The 22,718-nt window shown below is 59.2% G+C and carries 21 protein-coding genes and 1 other RNA gene; 8 read left to right on the top strand and 14 right to left on the bottom strand.

Features of this window, described 5'->3' with window-relative positions:
• Positions 1–202: 202 nt before the first annotated feature.
• From infB to rimP, 4 genes are all read right to left on the bottom strand, one after another.
• Positions 203–3,007: a translation initiation factor IF-2 gene (infB, locus tag E8M78_RS10350; RefSeq protein ID WP_137135067.1), complete on the bottom strand. Its 2,805-nt coding sequence runs from the start codon at positions 3,005–3,007 to the stop codon at positions 203–205.
• Positions 3,008–3,107: 100 nt separating this feature from the next.
• Positions 3,108–3,794, bottom strand: coding sequence for an RNA-binding protein (locus E8M78_RS10345; RefSeq protein ID WP_137134982.1), 687 nt, complete (start codon positions 3,792–3,794; stop codon positions 3,108–3,110).
• Positions 3,791–5,413, bottom strand: a complete 1,623-nt coding sequence (gene nusA, locus E8M78_RS10340) for a transcription termination factor NusA (RefSeq protein WP_137134981.1) — start codon at positions 5,411–5,413, stop codon at positions 3,791–3,793. The genes E8M78_RS10345 and nusA overlap by 4 nt, the downstream gene beginning before the upstream one ends.
• Before the next feature lie 71 nt (positions 5,414–5,484).
• Entirely contained in the window at positions 5,485–6,072 is a 588-nt protein-coding gene (gene rimP, locus E8M78_RS10335) for a ribosome maturation factor RimP (protein WP_137134980.1), read from the bottom strand.
• Between the two features lie 247 nt (positions 6,073–6,319).
• On the opposite strand from rimP, the gene E8M78_RS10330 reads away from it, so the two are divergent.
• Entirely contained in the window at positions 6,320–7,957 is a 1,638-nt protein-coding gene (locus tag E8M78_RS10330) for an MFS transporter (protein ID WP_170973388.1), read from the top strand.
• A 28-nt stretch (positions 7,958–7,985) separates the two neighbouring features.
• Positions 7,986–8,441, top strand: coding sequence for a GNAT family N-acetyltransferase (locus tag E8M78_RS10325; RefSeq protein WP_137134978.1), 456 nt, complete (start codon positions 7,986–7,988; stop codon positions 8,439–8,441).
• A 1-nt stretch (position 8,442) separates the two neighbouring features.
• Here E8M78_RS10325 and E8M78_RS10320 read toward each other — a convergent pair whose 3' ends face one another.
• A complete protein-coding gene (locus tag E8M78_RS10320) occupies positions 8,443–9,651 on the bottom strand; it encodes a lytic murein transglycosylase (RefSeq protein ID WP_246658296.1) in 1,209 nt (402 codons plus the stop codon).
• A 362-nt stretch (positions 9,652–10,013) separates the two neighbouring features.
• Positions 10,014–10,619 (bottom strand): recombination mediator RecR, encoded by a 606-nt coding sequence (gene recR, locus E8M78_RS10315; RefSeq protein WP_137134977.1) that lies wholly within the window; start codon positions 10,617–10,619, stop codon positions 10,014–10,016.
• A 56-nt stretch (positions 10,620–10,675) separates the two neighbouring features.
• Here recR and E8M78_RS10310 point away from each other — a divergent pair, with 56 nt between their 5' ends.
• Complete coding sequence (locus tag E8M78_RS10310; protein WP_137134976.1) at positions 10,676–11,296, top strand: MOSC domain-containing protein; 621 nt, start codon at positions 10,676–10,678, stop codon at positions 11,294–11,296.
• 34 nt (positions 11,297–11,330) lie between these two features.
• Here the strand turns inward: E8M78_RS10310 and E8M78_RS10305 are convergent, their stop codons facing one another.
• From E8M78_RS10305 to ffs, 3 genes are all read right to left on the bottom strand, one after another.
• The gene (locus E8M78_RS10305) at positions 11,331–11,654 is read right to left on the bottom strand and encodes a YbaB/EbfC family nucleoid-associated protein (RefSeq protein WP_137134975.1); all 324 of its coding nucleotides are present in this window, start codon (positions 11,652–11,654) and stop codon (positions 11,331–11,333) included.
• Between the two features lie 24 nt (positions 11,655–11,678).
• Positions 11,679–13,553, bottom strand: coding sequence for a DNA polymerase III subunit gamma/tau (locus E8M78_RS10300; protein WP_137134974.1), 1,875 nt, complete (start codon positions 13,551–13,553; stop codon positions 11,679–11,681).
• A 125-nt stretch (positions 13,554–13,678) separates the two neighbouring features.
• An RNA gene (ffs, locus tag E8M78_RS10295) (signal recognition particle sRNA small type) lies at positions 13,679–13,775 on the bottom strand.
• Positions 13,776–13,880: 105 nt separating this feature from the next.
• On the opposite strand from ffs, the gene E8M78_RS10290 reads away from it, so the two are divergent.
• A complete protein-coding gene (locus tag E8M78_RS10290; protein WP_137134973.1) occupies positions 13,881–14,291 on the top strand; it encodes an HIT family protein in 411 nt (136 codons plus the stop codon).
• A complete protein-coding gene (gene nudC, locus E8M78_RS10285) occupies positions 14,288–15,250 on the top strand; it encodes an NAD(+) diphosphatase (RefSeq protein WP_137134972.1) in 963 nt (320 codons plus the stop codon). The genes E8M78_RS10290 and nudC overlap by 4 nt, the downstream gene beginning before the upstream one ends.
• 23 nt (positions 15,251–15,273) lie before the next feature.
• Here nudC and E8M78_RS10280 read toward each other — a convergent pair whose 3' ends face one another.
• From E8M78_RS10280 to E8M78_RS10270, 3 genes are read right to left on the bottom strand one after another with little or no spacing between them, the layout of a single operon-like run.
• Positions 15,274–16,215, bottom strand: coding sequence for a DMT family transporter (locus E8M78_RS10280; protein WP_137134971.1), 942 nt, complete (start codon positions 16,213–16,215; stop codon positions 15,274–15,276).
• A gap of 10 nt (positions 16,216–16,225) precedes the next feature.
• Positions 16,226–17,089: a prephenate dehydratase gene (locus E8M78_RS10275; protein ID WP_137134970.1), complete on the bottom strand. Its 864-nt coding sequence runs from the start codon at positions 17,087–17,089 to the stop codon at positions 16,226–16,228.
• A 15-nt stretch (positions 17,090–17,104) separates the two neighbouring features.
• On the bottom strand, positions 17,105–17,857 hold the full coding sequence (locus E8M78_RS10270; protein WP_137134969.1) for a 3-deoxy-manno-octulosonate cytidylyltransferase: 753 nt from the start codon (positions 17,855–17,857) through the stop codon (positions 17,105–17,107).
• 156 nt (positions 17,858–18,013) lie between these two features.
• On the opposite strand from E8M78_RS10270, the gene E8M78_RS10265 reads away from it, so the two are divergent.
• A complete protein-coding gene (locus E8M78_RS10265; protein ID WP_137134968.1) occupies positions 18,014–18,562 on the top strand; it encodes a cytochrome c family protein in 549 nt (182 codons plus the stop codon).
• Between the two features lie 78 nt (positions 18,563–18,640).
• On the opposite strand, the gene E8M78_RS10260 is transcribed toward E8M78_RS10265, so the two are convergent.
• Positions 18,641–19,588, bottom strand: a complete 948-nt coding sequence (locus tag E8M78_RS10260; protein WP_137134967.1) for an AEC family transporter — start codon at positions 19,586–19,588, stop codon at positions 18,641–18,643.
• Positions 19,589–19,903: 315 nt separating this feature from the next.
• Between E8M78_RS10260 and E8M78_RS10255 the strand changes: the two genes are divergently transcribed.
• Positions 19,904–20,896: an adenosine kinase gene (locus tag E8M78_RS10255; RefSeq protein WP_137134966.1), complete on the top strand. Its 993-nt coding sequence runs from the start codon at positions 19,904–19,906 to the stop codon at positions 20,894–20,896.
• A 9-nt stretch (positions 20,897–20,905) separates the two neighbouring features.
• Here the strand turns inward: E8M78_RS10255 and E8M78_RS10250 are convergent, their stop codons facing one another.
• Complete coding sequence (locus tag E8M78_RS10250) at positions 20,906–21,460, bottom strand: SH3 domain-containing protein (RefSeq protein ID WP_170973387.1); 555 nt, start codon at positions 21,458–21,460, stop codon at positions 20,906–20,908.
• 180 nt (positions 21,461–21,640) lie between these two features.
• Between E8M78_RS10250 and E8M78_RS10245 the strand changes: the two genes are divergently transcribed.
• A complete protein-coding gene (locus E8M78_RS10245; RefSeq protein ID WP_137134965.1) occupies positions 21,641–22,645 on the top strand; it encodes a D-glycerate dehydrogenase in 1,005 nt (334 codons plus the stop codon).
• Positions 22,646–22,718 lie beyond the last annotated feature (73 nt).

Genomic DNA, 22,718 nt, shown 5'->3' with positions numbered 1-22,718 from the left:
TCCCGCCCTATCGCGGACAGGCCAGCCCTGCCACGCTCCGTTGAGCTACCGCATAATAAACATGATGAAAAATGTAAACTATTAAAGGCCTCTGCCGCCAAGAATCTTTCAAGCCAGACTCATGTTTTTGATCAGGAGGCGGCCCGGAACGAAAAACGCCGGGCGCAAGGCCCGGCGTCGAATGTAATCGATCTCTTGAGGATCAGAGTGTGCGTGTAACGTGTTCCACGCGGAAGCACTCGATTGTATCGCCGGCGCGGATGTCTTCGTAGTTTTCGAAGGCCATACCGCATTCCTGACCCACTGGCACTTCAGAGACTTCGTCCTTGAAGCGCTTGAGTGTCTTGAGCTTGCCTTCGTGGATGACCACGTTGTCGCGAACCAGGCGCACGCCTGCACCGCGCTCGACCTTGCCTTCCACGACACGGCAACCGGCAACCTTGCCGACCTTCGTGATGTTGAAGACTTCGAGGATTTCGGCGTTGCCAAGGAAGGTCTCGCGACGTTCCGGCGACAGAAGACCCGACATTGCTGCCTTCACGTCATCCACCAGATCGTAGATGATGTTGTAGTAGCGGATTTCGATACCTTCGCGTTCAGCCAGCGAGCGAGCCTGCGCGTTGGCGCGAACGTTGAAGCCGATGATGGCCGCGTTCGACGCTTCAGCGAGCGAGATATCGGATTCCGTTACACCACCCACCGCGGAGTGGACGATACGGGCACGAACCTCGTCGGTGCCGAGCTTGTCGAGGGCGCCGGCAATGGCTTCGATCGAGCCCTGCACGTCACCCTTGATGACCAGCGGGAACTCCTTCATGCCAGAGCTCTGGAGCTGGTTCATCATCTGCTCGAGCGAGCCTCGCGAGCCGGACTGGCGTGCTGCCGCCTTGTCGCGGGCGAGACGCTGGCGATACTCGGAGATTTCACGAGCACGTGCTTCGTTTTCGACGACGGCGAACCTGTCACCGGCAGCAGGTGTGCCCGACAGGCCAAGAACCTCGACAGGCATGGCCGGACCGGCTTCCTTGACGTGCTCACCCTTGTCGTTGACCAGCGCGCGAACGCGGCCCCACTGATCGCCCGCCACGATGATCTGGCCCGGGCGCAGAGTACCCTTCTGGATCAGAACGGTCGCAACGGCACCGCGACCACGGTCGAGCTCGGCTTCGATAACCGTACCTTCAGCCGTCCGGTTCGGATTGGCCTTCAGGTCGAGAATTTCGGCCTGCAGCAGGATGGCTTCAAGAAGCTTGTCGAGGTTGGTCTTGTTCTTTGCCGAAACCTCGACGTCAAGAACTTCACCACCCATGGATTCGACGAAGACTTCATGCTGCAGCAGCTGTGTGCGCACCTTCTGCGGATCAGCCGTCGGCTTGTCCACCTTGTTGATCGCCACAATGATCGGCACACCGGCCGCCTTCGCGTGATTGATCGATTCGATCGTCTGCGGCATCACGCTGTCGTCGGCTGCAACCACAAGGATTGCAATGTCCGTTGCCTGCGCGCCACGGGCACGCATAGCCGTAAAGGCGGCGTGGCCAGGGGTATCGATGAAGGTGATCTTCTGGCCGTTCTGTTCGACCTGATAGGCACCGATATGCTGCGTAATACCGCCAGCTTCGCCAGCAACCACGTTGGCGTGACGGATGGCGTCGAGAAGCGAGGTCTTGCCGTGGTCGACGTGGCCCATAATGGTCACGACCGGCGGACGCGAAACCAGCTCGCCTTCCTCGTCCTTCACGTTGAAGATGCCTTCTTCGACGTCCGACTCGGAGACGCGCTTCACGGTATGGCCGAATTCGGTTGCGATGAGTTCGGCGAGGTCGGCGTCGATGACGTCGCCCGGCTTCATCATCTGACCTTCCTTCATCAGGTACTTGATGACGTCGACAGCGCGCTCGGACATACGCTGCGAAAGTTCCTGAATGGTGATGGTCTCCGGCAGGATGACTTCGCGCATGACCTTTTCACGCGTTTCCTGCATCTGGCTGCGGCGGAACTTTTCCTGACGGCGGCGCATGGCTGCCATCGAGCGTCCGCGCGATGAACCGTCATCATCCACATCGGCAGTGGTAACCGTCAACTTGCCGCGACGGCGATCGTCTTCCTTCGGACGGGCCGGAACCTTGGCCGGAGCGGGGGCGGCAACCTTGCCACGCGCCGGACCGCTGCGGGCTGGACCTCGATCATCGTCTTCGTCATCCGACGGCTTGCGACCACGAACCGGCAGACCAGGCTGCGGGGCAGGTGCGGCCGGAGCCGGACGGGGCGGCTGGGGGCGGTTGTTGTTTTCGCGCGGGCGAGCCGTAACCGGAGCCTGCGATGCAGGCTGAGCGCGCTCAACCGGTGCTTCTGCAGCAGGGGCTGGTGTTGCGACAGGTGCAGCTGGTTCGGCGAGCGCCTGTGCCTTTGCTTCGGCAGCGCGGCGTTCTTCTTCGGCACGCTGTTCTGCGGCGCGACGTTCTTCCTCAACCTTGCGACGGGCCTCGTCTTCGGCACGCTGCTTGGCTTCGATGATATCGCGGGCCTGAGCTTCCGCCAGGGCGCGGCGGCGTGCATCCATTTCCGATGCGGAAAGGTCGTGCAGCACTGCACCGCGCGGACGATCGTTGTTCGGCCGCGAGTTGTTCTGCTGTGGGCGGGAATTGCCCTGCTGCGGCCGCTGGTTCTGCGAGTTCGGCTGATGAACGCGCTGCGGTGGCTGCGGCGCCGGACGGGCGGGTTGCGGCGCGGGTACTGCCGGGCGTGCCTGCTGAACAGGAGCCTGCTCCACAGGGCGTGGCGGCTGTACGACCGGTGCTGCTGCAACGGGAGCTGCAACAGGCGTGATCGGCTTTTCGTCTTCGGGGCGGAGAGGGCGGCGCTTGCGGGTTTCAACCACAACCGCTTTGGTGCGACCGCGACCCATATCCTGGCGTACGGTACCCTGGCTCATCCCTGACGGCTTCAGGGTGAGGGTTTTCTTGCCCGATACGCTGAGTGTCTTGTCGTCTTTACTGTCGGTCATCCGTTCCTGTTCCTTCCGGCAGGAGCGGATGGCAACCATCAGGTCCTGTCGTTCAATACACGTCTTCCAATGCGGCAGCCGGCAATAGCCGGTGACCGCGTCATGTGTCTGACCGGCCAGCGCCACCATTTGCTTCGGAGTGACCGCCATTGCGGTACGTTTCGAGCATGGTTGCGCGCTTCACTACACCTTCACCCGCCTGTCCGGCAAGCGCCGCGGCATGGATAAAAGCATTCTGGCCCATCAGTTCGTCCATTTCGGCTGCGGAGAAGAGCCGGAAGGAGGGAATCTCCTCCTCGGCATCCGTTCCGAGCCTCCAGGCCTTGCGGGCCTGGTCAATCTTTCGCACGCCATCTGCAGCGGCATCGGCAGCGTGAAACACGCCGACCGCTTCGCCGGTCCGCACGGCATTATCCACCTTCATCGCTCCGGAGATGAACTGTCCCGCCTTGCGAGCCATGCTCATCATCCCGATCAGATCTGTTATCAGCAGGCGTTCGACCATCAGGCCCAGATCGGGTTCGGCCTTCACGTCCCGCTTGAGAGCCCTGGCGAAGAGCTTGCGTTTTATCGCGAGCTCCACCAGATCCCGTTCTGCTTTCACCCAGCATCCACGACCGGGCAATTGCCGTTTCAGATCCGGCACGATCTGGCCTTGAGGGCCAGCCACGAACCGGATCAGTTCATGAGGGTCGAAGGTCTTGCGGCTCACGATACAGGTACGATCGTTCACCACGAGTTCCTCTTCATCCGCTGTGTGATCACGGGCGTCAGCCGCCGCAATCATTGTTCGGCAGCGGCGTCCGCCTCCTCGTCAACGGCCTCTTCTTCAAGAGCAGCCTGTTCGCGAGCCAGATCTTCCTGCGTGATCCAGCCAGCAGCCAAGCGCGCCTGCAGGACCATGTTTTCCGCTTCCACGCGGGAAACGTCGAACTTTGAGAAGAGGCCTTCGAATTTCTTGGTCTCGCCGTCTTTGCGCTCGGACCAGCCGACCAGATCGTCTGCGGCGCAACCGGCGAAATCCTCGACAGTCTTGATACCGTCTTCGCCAAGCGCAACGAGCATCTTGGCAGTCAGGCCGTCGATCTGGCGCAACTCGTCGGATACGCCCAGTTCCCGGCGCTTGGCATCCATTTCTGCTTCGATCCGGTCGAGATATTCGCGAGCACGGGTCTGGATCTCGTTTGCCGTATCTTCGTCGAAGCCGTCGATGGAGGCGATTTCGCCAAGTTCAACGTAAGCCAGTTCCTCGACCTGCGCAAAGCCTTCGGACGCCAGAACTTGACCTACCATTTCGTCGACGTCGAGCGCATCCATGAAGAGATTCGTGCGCTCGTTGAATTCCTTCTGGCGGCGCTCGGATTCTTCCTGTTCCGTCATAATGTCGATGTCCCAGCCGGTCAGCTGCGAGGCAAGGCGAACGTTCTGACCGCGACGACCGATGGCAAGGGACAGCTGTTCATCAGGCACGACGACTTCGATGCGTTCAGCATCTTCATCGAGAACCACCTTGGCCACTTCAGCAGGCTGCAGCGCATTGACGATGAACGAGGCCGGATCGCCCGACCACGGGATGATATCGATCTTTTCGCCCTGAAGCTCGCCGACAACTGCCTGAACACGGCTACCGCGCATACCAACGCAGGCGCCAACCGGATCAATGGAGCTGTCGTTGGAGATCACGGCAATCTTGGCGCGTGAACCCGGGTCGCGTGCCACCGACTTGATCTGGATGATGCCGTCGTAGATTTCCGGTACTTCCATGGTGAAGAGCTTTACCATGAACTGCGGATGGGTACGCGACAGGAAGATCTGCGGGCCACGTTGCTCGCGGCGAACATCGTACACATAGGCACGAACACGGTCGCCATAGCGCATGTTTTCCCGCGGGATCATTTCGTCGCGGCGAATAATGCCTTCGCCACGGCCCAGATCGACGATCACATTGCCGTACTCCACGCGCTTCACGGTACCATTGACGATTTCGCCAACGCGATCCTTGAATTCGTCATACTGGCGGTCACGTTCGGCTTCGCGAACCTTCTGCACGATAACCTGCTTGGCAGACTGCGCAGCGATACGGCCGAAATCCATCGGCGGCAGCGGATCGGCAATGAAGTCGCCGATCTTGGCATCGACGTTGCGGTCACGGGCCAGAGCGAGTGGAATCTGGGTCGTATAGTCTTCTGCGTGATCGACCACTTCCAGAAGACGCTGCAGGCGAATTTCGCCAGTCTTGGAGTTGATGTCGGCGCGGATGTTGCTCTCAGTACCGTAACGCGAGCGGGCTGCCTTTTGAATAGCATCGGCCATGGCGGCCAGCACGATTTCGCGGTCGATGACCTTTTCGCGCGCCACTGCATCTGCAATCTGCAGAAGTTCTAGCCGGTTCGCACTCACTGCCATTGTCGTCGGTCTCCGTCGATCAGTTTGTCTTTGCCTTACCCAGTGAGGGCAGAGGTCTTGAAACTCGTTTCTTAGTCTTCGTCAGCGTCATTCTGGTTGGCAGCTTCTGCCTTGGCCAGCTTGTCGGCCCGCAACGCATCGCGAATCAGGTCATCCGTCAGGATCAGCTTGGCTTCCGCCAGAGCTGTGAACGGAACACGCAGGCGAGGCTCTTCCCCGTAGCCGATCTGGTCGCGCTCCAGCGTGAAGCCTTCGTCGTCTGCCTCGGTAATCTTGCCGCGGAAACGCTTGCGGTTATCCAGCAGGATGGAGGTCTCGCATTTCACGATATGACCGGACCAACGGGCAAAATCAGACTTGCGAACCATTGGCCGGTCGATTCCGGGCGACGATACTTCCAGATGATACGCCTTATCGACGGGATCTTCCACATCGAGAACCGGAGAAATCGCCATCGAAACCTGCTCACAGTCTTCAACGGTCATCGTACCGTCGTTGCGTTCGCACATGACCTGAAGGGTCAAACCATTGAGGTTCAGCAAACGCACCCGCACAAGACGAAAATCCATCGCGTCGAGAGTGGGTTCAATGATTTCGGCGATCCTGAGATCGAGGCCGGTCTCGACGATGAGACGCGGTTCCTTCTGGTTTTCCTGCATATGGTCTTCCGGCTTTGCTCGCACAAGGGCGAGAACGTCGCTTGCATCGACCGCCTAACAAAAAAGAGCGGGTCCGGTGCGGCCCCACTCTTCATCTGACGATCAAGAATTTGAACTCTCTATACCGCTTAAGCCCCGCGAATGCAAGGGTTGCGGTCACAGCCGCAAAAGCCTCTCGATTTGCGCTTGTTAGAGGTGGCCAGCACGCTAAGTTGATCAGCATAAACAAATCAGCATGAGGTTCAACGTGCCCGAGCGCATCTCATCCTTTGCGCCCTTCCGTCACCAGACCTTCCGTGAAATCTGGCTCGCAAGCGTCGTTTCCAATTTCGGCGGTCTGGTGCAAGCGGTCGGTGCCGCCTGGATGATGACGGCGATCTCCAGCTCAGAAAACATGGTCGCGCTGGTTCAGGCCTCGCAGGCTCTGCCGATCATGCTGTTTTCTCTGATTGCCGGGGCGCTGGCGGACAATTTCGACCGTCGGGCGATCATGATCTCCGCGCAAGGGTTCATGCTCATTGTCTCGGTTTTTCTTGCTGTGTTTGCCTGGGTGGATCTTCTGACACCCTGGCTGCTGCTCGCCTTCACTTTTCTGATCGGCTGCGGGACGGCGCTCAACAACCCATCCTGGCAGGCATCGGTGGGAGATATGGTCCCACGTCCGGTCCTTCCCGCTGCAGTCTCCTTGAACAGCGTCGGCTTCAATATCACCCGCAGCGTCGGTCCTGCCATTGGCGGCATGATTGTCGCCACCTTTGGCGCGGCCGCGGCCTTCGCCGTCAATGCCATGAGCTACATCTCCCTGATCTTTGCCCTGTCGCGCTGGAAGCCCGAAGCAGCAGACAACCGTCTCCCGCGCGAGACGCTGGGCAGAGCGCTTTCAGCAGGCTTCGGCTACGTGGCCATGTCGCCAAAGCTGATCAATGTCCTGTTTCGAAGCCTCCTCTTCGGCGTCTCCGCCAGCGCCATTCTGGCACTGCTGCCGCTGGTCGCGCGCGATCTCGTCGTGGGTGGTCCACTGACTTATGGCCTGATGCTGGGTGCATTCGGTATCGGGGCCGTCATCGGCGCCCTGCTGAATGCGCGCATTCGCGAGACCTTTTCGACGGAGATCATCGTGCGCATCGCTTTCACCGGCTTCGGGGTGAGCGCTGTAACCGCTGCGCTCTCATCCTCGACGCTCCTGACCTGCGTAGTCCTTCTGATCCCAGGGGCGTGCTGGGTGCTGGCCCTTTCGCTGTTCAATACAACGGTGCAACTGTCGACACCACGCTGGGTCGTGGGGCGCGCTCTTTCCTTTTACCAGACAGCGACCTTTGGTGGTATCGCACTTGGAAGCTGGCTCTGGGGCATGCTGGCAGAGACCTATGATGTCTCCACGTCGCTGATGGTCGCAAGTCTTGCCATGGTCTTTGGCGCACTGGTTGGCTGGCGGTTTGCCCTTCCTTCCATGGAGGCGCTGAACCTCGATCCAGCCAATACGTTTCGCGAGCCCTCGCTAAGGCTTGATCTGCAACCCCGTAGTGGCCCGATCGTACTGCTGGTCGATTACACGATCCAGGAGGAGAACGTGCCTGCCTTTTTGACGCTGATGTCGGAGCGCCGACGCATTCGTATCCGCGACGGTGCCCGCCAATGGGCGCTGATGCGCGACCTTGAGAACCCGGATATCTGGACGGAAACCTATCACACGGCCACCTGGGCCGATTACGTGCGCCATAACCAGCGACGGACCAAGGCGGATCAGGAGATCTGGACCCAGATCCGGGCGCTCCACGCCGGGCCAGAAGGTCCTCGCGTCCATCGCATGCTAGAGCGGCAGGCCATTCCACCGGATCACGACCACGAGGATGTGTTTCATAAATCCGCTCTCGATTTACACTGACATAGTCGCAAAATGCCGAGAAGCCCTTATGACCGAGTTCCGCAAAGCTGAAGAAAGCGATCTTGCCGCCATTATCGGCATGCTGGCGGATGATGCACTGGGTCGCACCCGCGAGGTCGTGTCGGATCCGGTGGATCGCCGTTACGTCGATGCCTTTGCGGCCATCGAGGCAGACACCAACCAGTATCTCGCGGTTGCTGTCGATGATGCCGGAGATGTCGTTGGATGCCTGCAGATCAGCTTTCTGCCCGGCCTGTCGCGCCTGGGTCTCTGGCGCGGACAAATCGAAAGCGTGCGCGTGGCGGCCAGTCAGCGCGGCAAGGGTGTCGGGCGGGAGATGATCAGCTGGGCGGTCGAGGAATGTCGCAAGCGCGGCTGCGGCACAGTCCAGCTCACCTCCGACAACCGGCGCGAGGATGCGCATCGTTTCTATGAAAACCTTGGTTTTGAGAAAAGCCATGCAGGTTTCAAATTAACCCTTTGAATTATCTCAGCTTCGTCTTGAGGTTTTCATCTGGAAAGCAGGTGGGCGTCATCCCGTTCTTTGCCTGCCAGTCGCCGATCGAGCGGCGGGTCTTGAAGCCGGCCAGACCATCAGCCTTGCCCACATCGTAGCCCTTGGCCTGCAAACTCTTCTGCATGGCCAGTACGTCTGAACGCAGCATCTTGCCGAGAGGCGTCCAGTTGGCCTTGAACGCAGAGCCACCGGAGGCAATACGATCCGAAAGATTGCCGATGAATAGGGCATAGAGATCGGAGTTGTTATACTCCTTCAGCACATAGAAATTCGGCGTGACGATGAATTCGGGGCCATGACGACCTGCTGGCACCAGCATCATCCCGTCCACCTTGGCCTCCTGCGCCGGAAAGGCTTTGCCATTGACGCGGGAAATGCCGAGTGCGGCCCACTGCGAAATGGGTTTGGCGAGATCCGGCCCCTCTTGCGCACAGGAAACCTGCGCCGGGATCGTCACCTCGAAACCCCAGTCGCGCTCGCGCTGCCAGCCCTTCAGCACCAGATAGTGTGCGATGGAGGCGAGGGTATCCGGTACGGAATCCCAGATATCCGCCTTGCCGTCGCCGTCGAAATCCACCGCGTATTTCGCATAGCTCGAAGGCATGAACTGCGGCTGGCCGAGCGCTCCCGCCCACGAACCGCGCATGCGTTCCGGTGTGATGTCGCCGTGCTGAATGATACGCAGCGCATCGATCAGCTCGTTGCGGAACATCTCCTTGCGGGTGGACATGAACGCCTTGGTCGCCAGCACATCCAGCGCCGCATAGGGCAGTCTCGCGCGGCCATAGCCCGATTCGCGTCCCCAGATGGCCAGAATGACGGAGCCCGGTACGCCATAGGTCTGCTCCACCTTGCGCAAGGTCGCAGCATGCGTCTGCGCCAGCGAGCGACCAGTCATCGCCAGCCCCTGCATGCGCTGTTCGGAGAAATAGGCGCCCGGTGAGGAAAACTCGGCCTGTGTCTGGTCCTGCTCCTTGGGTGGCTTTGTGCCCGGCGGTACAAGATCCGGCAGATCCCATTTCAGCGTCACATCCTTGAGTGAGGTATCAATCGTTGATGCTGAAACGCCAGCCTTCTTCGCCTCCGGCGCAATCTCTTTCGCAAGCCATGCCCGAAACTGCTGCTCAACCTCCGCCTTGGAGGGAGCGGCAAGCGCAGGAAGGGGAAGTGCAGCGATGGTAAGTCCAGCGATAAGACGTGCAAAGTGCACCGCGATCTCCCACCTCCCCTTGAGGGGGAGGTCGATGCGTAAGCATCGGGTGGGGTGATCAAGCATGCCCTTTTGCCGCTGGTGTGCGCGCACCTTCTTTTGGTTCATTACCATCAAATTTAGTGACCGCTGGGGCGGGGATGAAATGGATGATAAAAAATCATCGATTGACCTATCACCACACCCGGCGCGGTGCGCCGACCTCCCCCTCAAGGGGAGGTAGGAGATTGAGGGTCGTTCCACTTTCTCCGAATGGACGATGAGGGTGGAAAGTCCGATAAGAAAGTTCCGAAAAAGTCTCTTCAATTTCTCGCCTCCTCCCATCGTCCTCAAATGACCGTGCGCGCGCGCAGCGCTGCCGTCAGCGTACCCTCGTCAAGGTAATCCAGCTCGCCGCCCACCGGCACGCCATGCGCCAGCCTGGTAATCTTTACAGGCAGGTCCGACAGGCGGTCGGTAATGAAATGGGCCGTGGCCTGACCTTCGACGGTCGCGTTCACCGCCAGAATGATCTCGCGAATGCCGCCCTCGCTGACCCGATCCACGAGCGACTTGATGTTCAGATCGTCAGGCCCGACGCCATCGAGCGGCGAAAGCGTACCCCCCAGCACATGATAGGCCGCATTCATTGCGGCTGCCCGCTCCAGCGCCCAGAGATCCGAAACATCCTCTACAACGATAATCACCGATTGATCGCGTCGCTCATCGGTGCAGACGGTGCAGGGGTCGCTCGTGTCCACATTGCCACAGCGGGAACAGACTTTCACTTTGTCATAGGCTTCCCCCAAGGCATGGGAAAGCGGGCCCATCAATTGCTCGCGCTTCTTGATGAGATGCAGAGCTGCCCTACGTGCAGAGCGGGGTCCAAGCCCCGGCACCTTCGCAAGCAACTGAATGAGTTTTTCGATTTCGGGACCGGTAACACGTTTTGCCATGGGGCGCTTTTAGACGATAAGTGCCCGCAACGGAATCTCACAGTGAGGCATCTCTCATGAAAGTCACCGCCATCTGTCTTGGCAAAGCGGAAAAGCTGCCCGGCAAGAGTTATAAGAGCGGGATCAACAAGCAGCCGGTCAACTATCCGGTTCATGTGGATGAAAACGGGCTGGTGGGTGATTCGATCTGCAACGGCAAATATCACGGCGGTCATGAGCAGGCGGTCTATCTTGAAGGAGCGGAAACGCTTGCCTGGTGGGCACAGGAACTGCAGCGGGATCTGCCGCCCGGAACTTTCGGCGAAAATCTGGTCATTGAGGGGCTGGAGAATCGCGATGTCTGTGTGGGTGACCGCTTCCACCTAGCGGGTGGCGTCATTCTGGAAGCCACATCACCCCGTGTCCCCTGCAACACGTTCACAGCCCATATGGGTGATCCGAAAATTGCCAAGCGCTATACGGCAGCGGCGCGACCCGGCATCTATTGCCGCGTCCTAAGCATGGGAATCATCACACCGCAGGAAGAGGTTCGCCTTCAGCCCTATGACGGTGAGCGGGTCCGGATCGCAGATCTCATGATCCTTCAGCCAAAACGACTGAGCGCGCAGCAGCGGGTGCGCTATCTTGCCGTTCCCCTGCATGAAGATCTTCAAGCGAAGATCCGAGAGCTGGCATGAGAAAAGGGCCGCCTTCGCGACCCTTCCACAAAGATCAGAAAGGCAGCTTCATGCCAGGAGGCAGCGGCAGGCCGGCAGTCACCGCAGCCATCTTCTCCTTGGCTTCGGCTTCGCTCTTGTCCTTGGCATCCTTGTGAGCGGCAACAATCAGGTCTTCCAGAATCTCGACGTCGTCTTCCTTGAAGAGAGAGGGGTCGATTTTCAGGCTCTTCAATTCACCTTTGCCATTCAGCACAACGCTCACAAGGCCGCCACCTGCCTTGCCTTCGACTTCGAGAGCGGCGATATCCGCCTGCGCCTTCTCCATCTTGGCCTGCATTTCCTTGACCTTGCCCATCATGCCCATGATGTCGCGCATCGTCGTGTCCTTCTGTTGTCGTTGTCAGATGTCGAGGTCGTCGCCCGGCAGGATGTCGCCTTCGTCGGTCTCGATAATGGCTGGCGGCTGAACGTCCTCCGCCTCGTCTTCCGCAGTCACCTTGATGCGAACGTCGATGATCCTTGCGCCCGGAAACTGCGCCAGAATGGCGGCCACATCCGTGTCGGTCTTCGCATCGGTCTTGTGCTGTTCCTTGATCTGCGCTTCCGCTTCGGCCAGCGTTGGCTCGCCGCGCTCATTGGAAAGCGTTACCCACCAGGTAATGCCGGTCCATTCCTTCAGCTTGGTGGATAGATCGCTGGCGATGGATTTCGGTGCATCGGGCTCCAGGCGAATTTCCAGCCGCCCCGGTTCCAGCTTCACCAGATGAACCGATTGCCGAATACGGGCGCGCAAAATCGGCTCGCGATTGGCCGTGCAAAGGTCGGATATATCGGCAAGCGAGCGGATGCTAATCTTAGGTGCTTGGCTCGGGTTTTCCTGTTGTTTGGTTTCAATGCGGCCAACAACTCCTGCTTCCGGCGTGGAGGAAGGAACCGCCTGAAGCCTCGCCACTGGCTGGCCTGCGCTTGCCTGCGGTGTCTCAATGGCGCGTGCAATCGGTGCCGTAGAAGGAGCTGCCGAACTGCCAAGGCTTGCCCGTGCGCCGCCCCCGGAACCATTTGGCAGAGACGGTGCGCCACCGTTCCCCGATGCCAGAAGTTCCGACACGCGTCTCGCAGCATCCTCGGGCGAAGGCAGGTTCGCCGCATGGGCAAGCCGGATCAGCACCATTTCGGCAGCGCCGGCGGGACGCGACGAGTTTTCCGTTTCCGGAATGCCCTTCAATAGCATCTGCCACATGCGCGAAAGTGTGGTCACGGCAACGGCGGTTGAGAATTCCGCACCGCGCACTCGCTCAACCTCGCTCAGCGATGCATCATCGGCTGCGGCAGGAATATATTTGATGCGAGTGACCAGATGGGTGAAATCCGCCAGGTCCGTGAGAACGACCACCGGGTTTGCACCCGCCTCATATTGGGCGGTAAATTCCTGCAAGGCAGCGGTCACATCACCGCGTACGATATGCTCGAAGAGATCGACAATGCGCGCCCGGTCGGCAAGACCCAGCATGCCGCGGACTGTTTCCACCTGAACAGAACCGCCACCATGGGCAATCGCCTGATCGAGCAGGGAAAGGCCATCGCGGGCAGAGCCTTCCGCAGCGCGGGCAATCATCGCCAGTGCCTCTGGTTCAAACTCAATCGCTTCCTTGGCGAGAATGGTCGAGAACAGGCCGACCAGATCGGCGGCACTAATGCGGCGCAGATCAAAGCGCTGGCAACGCGAAAGCACCGTGATCGGCACCTTGCGGATTTCCGTCGTCGCGAAGATGAACTTCACATGTTCCGGCGGCTCTTCCAGCGTCTTCAGCAAACCATTGAAGGCCTGCGTCGAGAGCATGTGCACTTCGTCGATGATATAGACCTTGTAGCGCGCCGAAACCGGACGGTAGCGGACCTGCTCAATGATCTCGCGAATATCGTCGATGCCGGTATGGGAGGCGGCATCCATTTCGATCACATCGACATGGCGGCCTTCCATGATCGCCTGACAGTGTTCGCCGGGAATGCGCAGATCAATCGTCGGCTTGTCGATCTCGGCGGTCTTGTAGTTCAGCGCACGCGCCAGAATGCGCGCGGTGGTCGTTTTGCCCACGCCGCGAACGCCGGTCAGCATATAGGCCTGGGCGATCCGTCCGGTCTCGAACGCATTGGTCAGCGTACGCACCATCGGCTCCTGGCCGACCATCAGGTCGGAGAAGTCCTTCGGGCGATATTTGCGCGCCAGAACGCGGTAACCGGTTTGGGATGGATTTGTCAGGCCCGCATCACTCATCAGGTGTCACTCATCCTGTGCCGCCAGTCTGATGGAAAGTCTGGTGGGGCCAATTCATCTCCGGTCAGATCATTCATCGGAAATCAGCCAGAGGCTGGCCGAATACTGACCGTGAGATAGATTAGGTGGGAGGCTGGCACGGCGACCCGTGCCGGGCTCGTTAGGGCTGCTTCCTTCCGGACCTGACCCGGTTGGCGAGTGGCTCGTCCACCACCAACCTCCCGAGGTCACATATCGTCGTTTCCCAAACCAATTGCAAGCCCTTAAACCAAATGCGAGCCAACCCCTGAAAAAACTGCTAGCAAGAATCCGATGCAGGAGACCAACGTGAATCGATTTGTGCTGGATGCCCGACTGGAAAAGGATTCCGAGCTGGTGACAGTGCTCGGCCTTTGCCAGTTGCGGCTGTTGAAAGACGGCCGATGGCCCTGGTTGATGCTGGTTCCACAGCGGGCGGACAAGACCGAAATCTTCGAACTGACGCCCCTCGACCAGACGATGTTGACCTTCGAGACCAATCTTGTTGCAGAAGCGTTGAAGACTGTGACGAAGGCACGCAAGATCAATGTGGGTGTTCTTGGAAACATCGTTTCGCAGCTTCACGTCCACATTGTTGCCAGACAGGAAGGCGACCCAAACTGGCCGGGTCCGATCTGGGGTTACGGCTCTGCCACGCCTTGGGCCGACGATTCCAAACAAAATTTTCTGACCAATCTGAATGAAGCCCTCGCATCATGACACTTTCCATTTTTGAAACCCGAGCGCCGCACGATGAGCCGAGCCAGTTGACCGCCTTTTCCGGCAATCGGCTCAACCGCGATGCGGAGCACCGCACTGATGACTGTCTGGAGCAGGCTCTCGCAGTGTCTGGCGAGACGCTTCTGGTGATTGCCAGCAACAAGGTCGTTCTGAAGCAGGAAGAGCCTGTTCCTCGCGCCCTTTTCTCGCAGGAAGAGCTGGGCGATCTGCAGCCGGATAAAGAAAATGCCGTCCTTCTCGGTTATACGATTGAAGGTGCCCCGCGCATTGCCGTGCCGGTTCTTGCTCCCGTGGAAGAGCTTGAAACCCGCTTTCGCCTGAGGGATGGACGCAGCGCCTTTCGCGACGGTCTGCTGGATGAGGAAACGCTTGGCATCATCGCTCAGGGCATCAGTCTGGTGCACTGGAACGGGGCCAACTTGTTCTGCGGCAAATGCGGAACGAAGACGGTCAGCCAGCAGGGCGGCTACAAGCGCAGCTGTCCGAACTGCGGACATATGATGTTTCCGCGCACCGATCCGGTTGTCATCATGCTGACGGTCGACATCGAGCGCGATCTGGTTCTGCTGGGGCGCGGCCATCATTTCACGCCGGGCATGTATTCGACGCTCGCGGGCTTTGTGGAGCCAGGTGAAACCATTGAGGATGCGGTTCGCCGCGAAACCTTCGAGGAAGCAGGTATTCGTACCGGGCGCGTTCGCTATCACGCCTCCCAGCCCTGGCCCATGCCTCACTCGCTGATGATCGGCTGCTACGCCGAGGCGCTCGACCGTGACATTCATCGCGATGAGCAGGAGCTGGCCGACTGCCGTTGGTTCACCCGGGACGAGACCGCCACCATGCTCGACGCCGATCCTTCTGGAGAAGGGCCGTTCAGCCCGCCTCGCGGTGCAATCGCACACCGGCTGATGCGCGATTGGGTGGAGTGGCAAAGATAAGGAAGACTGAGGTTGATAGACGGTCAGTGAACCGCCATTATCTCGTTCTTAACTGCTTCCGGCTTGCGCCGTGTGAACTGGTGCACCGCCAGCGAAACGCCGAGGATCTGTAGGATGGCACCTGAACTCTCGGTTAGCGTTGGCCATCGCCCATCCATCATCAGCCCGAAGATGAGGCCGAAAACGGTTTCGGCGATAATGAGTTGCGCAGTCAAAGCCAGCGGCAAGCGGCTGGAAGCAACGCTCCAGCACCATGTGGCAAGCCATGAAGCGGCAATGCCAAGCACGATGGCCCAGAGGAAAAATCGCGTTACCGCTTCGGCTGGCGCGGTCACATAAGCGTCGGAGGCGAGGGGAATCAGCATCCCTGCGCCAATCAAGCAGCCCAAACCGTGCAGTGTCGTCCAGTCGATGGCGCGCGGGGGATTTTCTGAGCGCATGACCTTTGCATTGAAAATGCCATAGACCACCCAGACCAGAAGTGCCGCGACGGCGCAGCCGATTCCAGCGGCCATCATCTGCCGCCCTTCGACGTCCAGACCTTGCAGATGCTCGGCGTTGACGATTAGGATCCCGCTGCCGATCATCAGGAGTGGCAGGCCGAGCCTGCGCCACGAAATCGATTTGTCGATGAGATTGGCCAGCACTGGCAGCATGATCGGGGTGATGCCGATGATCAGGGGAGGCACCACGGATCCGGCCCAGAGCACAGCCTGTGATGCAAGCGCAAAATAGGCGACATAGCCGATGAGGCCCAGCACCGAGCCGGCCAGAGCGTGCCGCCAACCGATGTTACGCGGTCGGAAATAGGGATGCGCCAGCGATATCAGACAGGTCAGCCCGAAGATCGCATAGCGGGCTATCGTGATATCCCATAGCGTGAAGGGGTGCACCAGCCGCGCGGCAACAAAGGTCAGGCCCCAGACGGCACAGGTAAACAGACCGGCGAGCAGACCAAGCAGCATGACGCGACCGTCACGCTGCGTTCAGGGTGCCGCGCATGGGATGCCCGCGATAGACGCCGAGAATGCGAACCTTCTCGGAAAAGAACCGGAGTTCCTCCAGCGCGCGGCGCACTGGTGCATCATCCGGATGCCCCTGGATATCCGCATAGAACTGGGTCGCGATGAACTTGCCGCCAATCTGGTAGCTTTCCAGCTTGGTCATGTTGATGCCGTTGGTGGCAAAGCCACCCAGCGCTTTATAGAGTGCGGCCGGAATATTGCGGACATTGAACACGAAGGTTGTGACAAGAACGTCTTTCTCGTCGCGGCGTGTCGTCCAGTTTTCGTCGCGGGACAGGACGACGAAACGCGTGACATTGTGCTCGGAATCCTCGACGTTCTCCTGAAGAATATCCAGTCCGTAGAGGCTTGCTGCAAGCCGTGGCGCAAGCGCCGCCATGCTCCGGTCCCCCCGTTCGGAAACCAGTTTGGCAGCACCCGCCGTGTCGCCTGCCACAACGGCCTTCCAGCCATTCGAGCGAATGATCTTGCGGCACTGACCGAGTGCGTGGATATGGCTGTGAACGGTGCGAATATCGTCATGCTTCACGCCGGGCAGAACCATCAGCTGGAAGCGGATCGGCATGAAGTATTCGCCGACGATATGCAGACGCGATTCCGGCAAAAGATGATGGATATCGGCAACGCGGCCTGCCAGTGTGTTCTCGATCGGGATCATGGCGAGATCCGCATCGCCGCTTTCCAGAGCCACGAAGGCATCTTCGAAGGTTGGGCACGGCAAGGGCTCCATGGTAGGAAACATGTCCCGGCAGGCCATGTCCGAGTTGGCGCCGAAATCGCCCTGGAAGGCGATGCGATTGGTGGTCTGAACCATCTGCTTTTCCGATTATTACTTGCGGCCAGCGAGGATTGCACGGGCCTTTTCGAGGTCGGCGGGAGTATCGACGCCGAGAGGAACCGAGTCAACGATCTCGACATCGATGCGCATGCCTGCCTCCAGTGCGCGCAATTGTTCGAGGCGCTCGCGAAGTTCCAGCGTCGAAGGGCGTAGCTTTACGAATCGTTCGAGAGCCGAGCGGCGATAGGTGTAGAGACCGATGTGGTGATAAAGCGGGCCAGGGCCAGTCGGTGCGGTTGCCCGCGTAAAATAAAGCGCCCGAAGGCGGTTGTCGGCAATTGGCGAACCGATGACCTTCACGATGTTCGGGTTGAGCTTGTCTTCTTCGTCGAGGATCTCGACCGTCAGCGTCGCAATGTCGACGCTGTTGTCTTCCATCGGACGAAGCGACGCATGGACCGCATCCGCCTCGATTGTCGGCAGATCGCCCTGCACATTGACGACGAACTCCACCTTGCCTTCGGGATCCGCCGCAAGAAGTGCCTCATAGATGCGATCGGAGCCGGATTGATGGTCGTCGCGTGTCATCACCACGTCGAACCCGGCGGCCCGAACAGCCTCGAAAACGCGCGTATCGTCCACGGCAACCATGACGCGACCCACATCGGCTTCGCGTGCCCGATGCGCCACCTGCACGATCATCGGTAGCCCGTTGATGTCCGCCAGCGGCTTGCCGGGAAGCCGCATCGACGCCATCCGTGCCGGAATGAGAACGAGTGTCTTGTCGAATCGCGGATTGCGCATGGTTTTCTCTTCGTATATGCCGCGCTGATGGAGGCAAAAGGTCTCAGGGGCGGGTTCGTGATTCAGGTTGCGCCAGTCCCGCAAAAGACATAGCTTTCGGTGGAATTCAAGGTGGGACGCCTGTGATTCCGACGGGTGGGAAGGAGCTTTTCGCGGATGAATGCCTATTCGAACATGGCTATGGGGGCCTTGCTCAGCACTGTATTTGTCTTGATGTCTGTGTCGATCGCCTCTGAAGGGCTTTTTCATTCGAAAGCGCCTGAAAAGCCTGGCTTTGCGATTGTAGCGGAAGAAGCGCCGAGCGCAGGTGGTGAAGCCGCCGCTCCGGCTGCTGTTCCGATCGCACAGCTTCTGGCCAAGGCCGATGCAACGGCGGGTGCCGCCGTCTTCAAGAAGTGTCAGGCCTGTCATAGCGGAGAGAAGGGCGGACCGAATAAGGTCGGCCCCGATCTCTGGGACATCGTCAATCGGCCGATTGCCGGACACGCAGGCTTCAGCTATTCGGCAGCTCTGAAGGACTTCTCCAAGGGCGGATCCGTGGTCTGGGACTTTGAGCACCTAAATCACTTCCTCGCTGCACCAAAAGCTTATGTCGCCGGAACGGCCATGGGCTTTGCCGGTGTGAAGAAGGATGATGAGCGCGCAAATCTGATCGCCTATCTCCGTTCGCTGGCAGATAGCCCGGCACCATTGCCGACGCCCTGATCACGCGTTGGTTCAGAAGATAAACGAAAAGGCTCGCCATGGCGGGCCTTTTTTGCGTTGTCGCCTGTCGAGAATGATTCAACTGAGAAGCCAGGCCCAGAAGCTGACGGACAGTACGCCGAAGAGTGTGGTGATGCTGATGACTGAAGCGGCCAATCCGCTGCCCGAGCGAAAGCGTGTCGCGATTATCCAGGCGTTGATGCCGGTGGGAACAGAGGCGGTCAAGACCATTGCAGCCGTCCAGGTCTTTGGCAGGTCGACAAGCAGGGCAACGGCATAGACTGCTGCCGGAAAGAGGATCAACTTCAGTACTGACATGACCGATGCAAGCCCAAGCTGCCCGCGTACCGGATATTTCGTTAGTGTCATGCCGAGCGAAATCAAGGCCGCACCCGCTGTAATGCTGGCAATCTGATCGACAACGCTTTTCAGGACGACAGGCAATGCGCCGAAGCCGGAAAGGTTGAACGCAAGCCCCAGTGTGAGTGCGATCACCAGCGGATTGCGGCTGAGATTGCTGCCGACCTGTTTCAGAACAGCGCCGATGCTGCGTCGTCCACCGCCATCCACCTTGGTGCTGGCATGCTCCATCAGAACCGTGCCGATGATCATCATCAGCGGCAAATGGATCGCCAAAAGGATCGAGATGGCAAGAATGCCGTCATTGCCGACCGACCGTCCGACAAGCGGCAAACCGATGAACACATTGTTGGCGAAGGCAGCCGACATACCGGCGATGACGGCCACTTTTTCATCCCGCTGGAAAAGATGCTTGGCGATCAGGTGGCCCGCGGTCCACGTCACCGCAACCCCGCCGAAATAGGCAATCCACAGTCGGAACGGCGAGGCGCCGCCGAAATGCGCTTCCGCCAACGTTCTGAAAATGAGCGTCGGCAAAGCGAACTTGAAGACGAATTCGGCGATTGCGTCGCCCGCTTCAGAGCGCATGAGACCGGTACGGGCGACAAGCCAGCCGATCAGGATCAGGATGAAGACGGGAGCGACATTGGTGAATACGGCAGACAAGGCGGGCACTTTCCGGATCAGGAAGTCCCGGTCTATCTCATTCGCATATAAGAGACAAATGAAGCTTGCGCCGCCACAGCAGAGGAAAGCGGAAACCGCGGCCTCATCGTACCCAGTTGCCCAAAGCGGGGTACCGGAACCGCCTCACACCAGTTCATCCGTGGACTGCGAGGCGATCCGATGCGCTAGTCACTAAACGATAAGAGTGACGGTGATATGACAGCGGGAACATCGCTCTGTGACGGGTTTTTGCTTTTCTTCGGACGCGAAATTCTTCATACAGAGCGCGAAAATTCTTCGGAGATGTATTCCTTCATGAGCAAGTTCGACGTTCTCACCATCGGCAATGCCATTGTCGACATCCTGTCCCGCTGCGAGGACGCGTTTCTGGACGAGAACGGCATCATCAAGGGTGCGATGAACCTGATCGACGCAGAGCGTGCCGAGCGGCTCTACAGCCTGATGGGGCCAGCCCACGAAGCGTCCGGCGGAAGCGCTGGCAACACGGCGGCGGGCGTTGCGAGCTTTGGTGGGCGGGCAGCCTATTTCGGCAAGGTGGCCGAAGATGAACTCGGCAAGATTTTCCAGCACGATATTCGGGCGCAGGGTGTTCACTTCGAAACGAAGCCGGAAGGCAAGTTTCCGCCAACCGCCCGCAGCATGATCTTCGTGACCCCTGATGGCGAGCGTTCGATGAACACCTATCTTGGCGCCTGCGTCGAGCTTGGCCCGGAGGATGTGGAGCCGAACGTGGTGGCCGAATCCAAGGTGACCTATTTTGAAGGCTATCTGTGGGACCCTCCGCGCGCCAAGGATGCGATCCGCGATTGCGCGCGCATTGCCCATGAGCACGGCCGGGAAGTGTCCATGACGCTGTCCGACAGCTTCTGCGTGGGCCGCTACCGGACGGAGTTTCTCGATCTGATGCGCTCTGGCACGGTCGATATCGTCTTCGCAAACTATGAAGAAGCCCTCTCGCTTTACGAAACCGACGATTTCGAACTGGCTCTGTCCAGTATAGCGAAGGACTGCAAGCTGGCGGCCGTGACGCTGGGCGAAAATGGCGCCGTTATTGTGCGTGGCACTGAGCGGGTAAAGGTTGATGCCATCAGGATCGAGCGTCTGCTGGATACCACGGGGGCCGGTGATCTCTTCGCGGCGGGCTTCCTCACCGGTTACACACAGGGCCGCACTCTGGAAGATTGCGCAAGGCTTGGGTGCCTTGCTGCAGGCATCGTGATCCAGCATTTTGGACCACGCCCCATGGTCTCACTGAAGGAAGAAGCGCAAGGGGCGGGCCTGCTCTGACGGCCCGGCTTACTTGAAGGCTTCGCCGGGATAGGCGCCCCAGATCTCTGCTTGCGAAACCCAGCCCTCGGCGCTACCGGCCTGGGCGCGGCACCAATCGCCTGTGCATTCCTTGATGTGGATGATGACGCCTGGCTCAAGTTTGGCGACAATCTGCCCCGAATTTTGCGGATCCCGACGCATATTGACGAAGACATCCTTGCCTTTTCCACGCATCCAGGGGGCGGCAATGGCAGTTCGATCACCCGAAAGCAGAGCCTGGTTGACCCAGCCTTCCGTGCCATCGGCATCACGCACGCGCCGCCAGTTCTCGTATTCCTGGATGATCTCCATCGGAAGCCCTTCCTTGGTGTACATCCAGGATACCGCATAATCGACGCTCGGCCCGATGCGGATATTGACGCGTCTCGACTTCAGGCTGACAAAACGCGGAAGGGGAAGGCCACTGGCACCCTTGGTTGTGCCTTGCGCATAGGCAGTGCTGTCTTCCATCACAGTTCCAAGCGTGGCGGCCATGATTGCAAGAACGCTGGTAAGGCATATGGTTCGTATGAAACGACGCATGTAAACTTCTCTCTGGCCCATGAGGTTCAGTCAAACCGAAAAACCTTGGCCGGACCTGTCGTTGTGCAAGTCTGCGAGGTTTTATTTGTCTTCCCCGTCGGGTCTGGTAGAAAACGGCTGATCCGCCGAATGTCGCCGATCTTGGTTAACGACCTCTGAACGCGTTTCTGAAGGATACTCATGACTGCCAGGAAGAAGCCGAGGGTCTATCTGACCCGCAAACTGCCGGATGCGGTGGAAACGCGCATGCGCGAATTGTTCGATGCCGAATTGAACATCGATGATTCGCCCCGCACGCGTGAGCAGTTGGCAGAGGCCCTGAGAACCGCGGAAGTGCTGGTTCCCACGGTGACCGATCGGATCGATGCGGGCCTGATCGAGGCCGCCGGACCGCAACTGAAACTGATTGCCAGTTTTTCCAACGGTGTCGATCACATTGACGTGGATGCCGCTGCAAAGCGCGGAATTACCGTCACCAATACGCCCAACGTCCTGACGGAAGACACCGCCGACATGACGATGGTGCTGATCTTCGCCGTACTGCGACGCCTGATCGAAGGTTCGAAAGTGCTGACCGATGATCCATCGAGCTGGGCTGGGTGGTCGCCGACCTGGATGCTGGGGCGTCGCATTGGAGGCAAGCGCATTGGTATCGTCGGTATGGGGCGAATCGGTACTGCCGTTGCCCGCCGCGCCAAGGCATTCGGCCTTTCCATTCACTACCACAACCGCAAGCGCGTGAACCCGGCGACGGAAGAAGAGCTGGAGGCGACCTATTGGGACAGCCTCGACCAGATGCTGGCGCGCGTGGATATCGTCTCCGTCAACTGTCCGTCGACGCCAGCGACTTTTCATCTTCTGTCTGCTCGCCGTCTGGCGCTTATGCAGCCGTCGAGCATCATCGTGAACACCGCCAGAGGCGACATCATTGATGAGGATGCACTCATCCAGCTTTTGAAGGATGGCAAGATTGCCGGTGCCGGGCTCGACGTGTTCACCAATGAGCCGCTGGTCAATCCGAAGCTCCTGAAGCTCGCGCATGAGGGCAAGGCCGTGCTGCTGCCTCATATGGGATCTGCCACCATGGAAGGCCGGATCGACATGGGCGACAAGGTCATCATCAACATCCGGACTTATTTTGACGGTCATCGCCCGCCAAACAGGGTGCTGCCCAGCCGGCTATAACGGGGTTGTCTCCGATCTTCGAATATCCCGTATCGCCTCCTCGACATTTTGCAATCGACATTTCGTGATCTGC

The sequence above is a fragment of the Rhizobium sp. FKY42 genome, assembly GCF_005222835.1.
GTDB lineage: Bacteria > Pseudomonadota > Alphaproteobacteria > Rhizobiales > Rhizobiaceae > Neorhizobium.
The sequence above is the reverse complement of the archived record's forward strand: the minus strand, read 5'-3'. Positions and strand labels throughout refer to the sequence as shown.

Excerpts from the sequence above, each read along its gene's own strand:
- infB (WP_137135067.1), bottom strand. The coding sequence starts at position 3,007 with ATGACCGACAGTAAAGACGACAAGACACTCAGCGTATCGGGCAAGAAA.
- E8M78_RS10345 (WP_137134982.1), bottom strand. The coding sequence starts at position 3,794 with ATGATTGCGGCGGCTGACGCCCGTGATCACACAGCGGATGAAGAGGAA.
- nusA (WP_137134981.1), bottom strand. The coding sequence starts at position 5,413 with ATGGCAGTGAGTGCGAACCGGCTAGAACTTCTGCAGATTGCAGATGCA.
- rimP (WP_137134980.1), bottom strand. The coding sequence starts at position 6,072 with ATGCAGGAAAACCAGAAGGAACCGCGTCTCATCGTCGAGACCGGCCTC.
- E8M78_RS10325 (WP_137134978.1), top strand. The coding sequence starts at position 7,986 with ATGACCGAGTTCCGCAAAGCTGAAGAAAGCGATCTTGCCGCCATTATC.
- recR (WP_137134977.1), bottom strand. The coding sequence starts at position 10,619 with ATGGCAAAACGTGTTACCGGTCCCGAAATCGAAAAACTCATTCAGTTG.
- E8M78_RS10310 (WP_137134976.1), top strand. The coding sequence starts at position 10,676 with ATGAAAGTCACCGCCATCTGTCTTGGCAAAGCGGAAAAGCTGCCCGGC.
- E8M78_RS10305 (WP_137134975.1), bottom strand. The coding sequence starts at position 11,654 with ATGCGCGACATCATGGGCATGATGGGCAAGGTCAAGGAAATGCAGGCC.
- E8M78_RS10300 (WP_137134974.1), bottom strand. The coding sequence starts at position 13,553 with ATGAGTGATGCGGGCCTGACAAATCCATCCCAAACCGGTTACCGCGTT.
- nudC (WP_137134972.1), top strand. The coding sequence starts at position 14,288 with ATGACACTTTCCATTTTTGAAACCCGAGCGCCGCACGATGAGCCGAGC.
- E8M78_RS10280 (WP_137134971.1), bottom strand. The coding sequence starts at position 16,215 with ATGCTGCTTGGTCTGCTCGCCGGTCTGTTTACCTGTGCCGTCTGGGGC.
- E8M78_RS10275 (WP_137134970.1), bottom strand. The coding sequence starts at position 17,089 with ATGGTTCAGACCACCAATCGCATCGCCTTCCAGGGCGATTTCGGCGCC.
- E8M78_RS10270 (WP_137134969.1), bottom strand. The coding sequence starts at position 17,857 with ATGCGCAATCCGCGATTCGACAAGACACTCGTTCTCATTCCGGCACGG.
- E8M78_RS10265 (WP_137134968.1), top strand. The coding sequence starts at position 18,014 with ATGAATGCCTATTCGAACATGGCTATGGGGGCCTTGCTCAGCACTGTA.
- E8M78_RS10255 (WP_137134966.1), top strand. The coding sequence starts at position 19,904 with ATGAGCAAGTTCGACGTTCTCACCATCGGCAATGCCATTGTCGACATC.
- E8M78_RS10250 (WP_170973387.1), bottom strand. The coding sequence starts at position 21,460 with ATGCGTCGTTTCATACGAACCATATGCCTTACCAGCGTTCTTGCAATC.
- E8M78_RS10245 (WP_137134965.1), top strand. The coding sequence starts at position 21,641 with ATGACTGCCAGGAAGAAGCCGAGGGTCTATCTGACCCGCAAACTGCCG.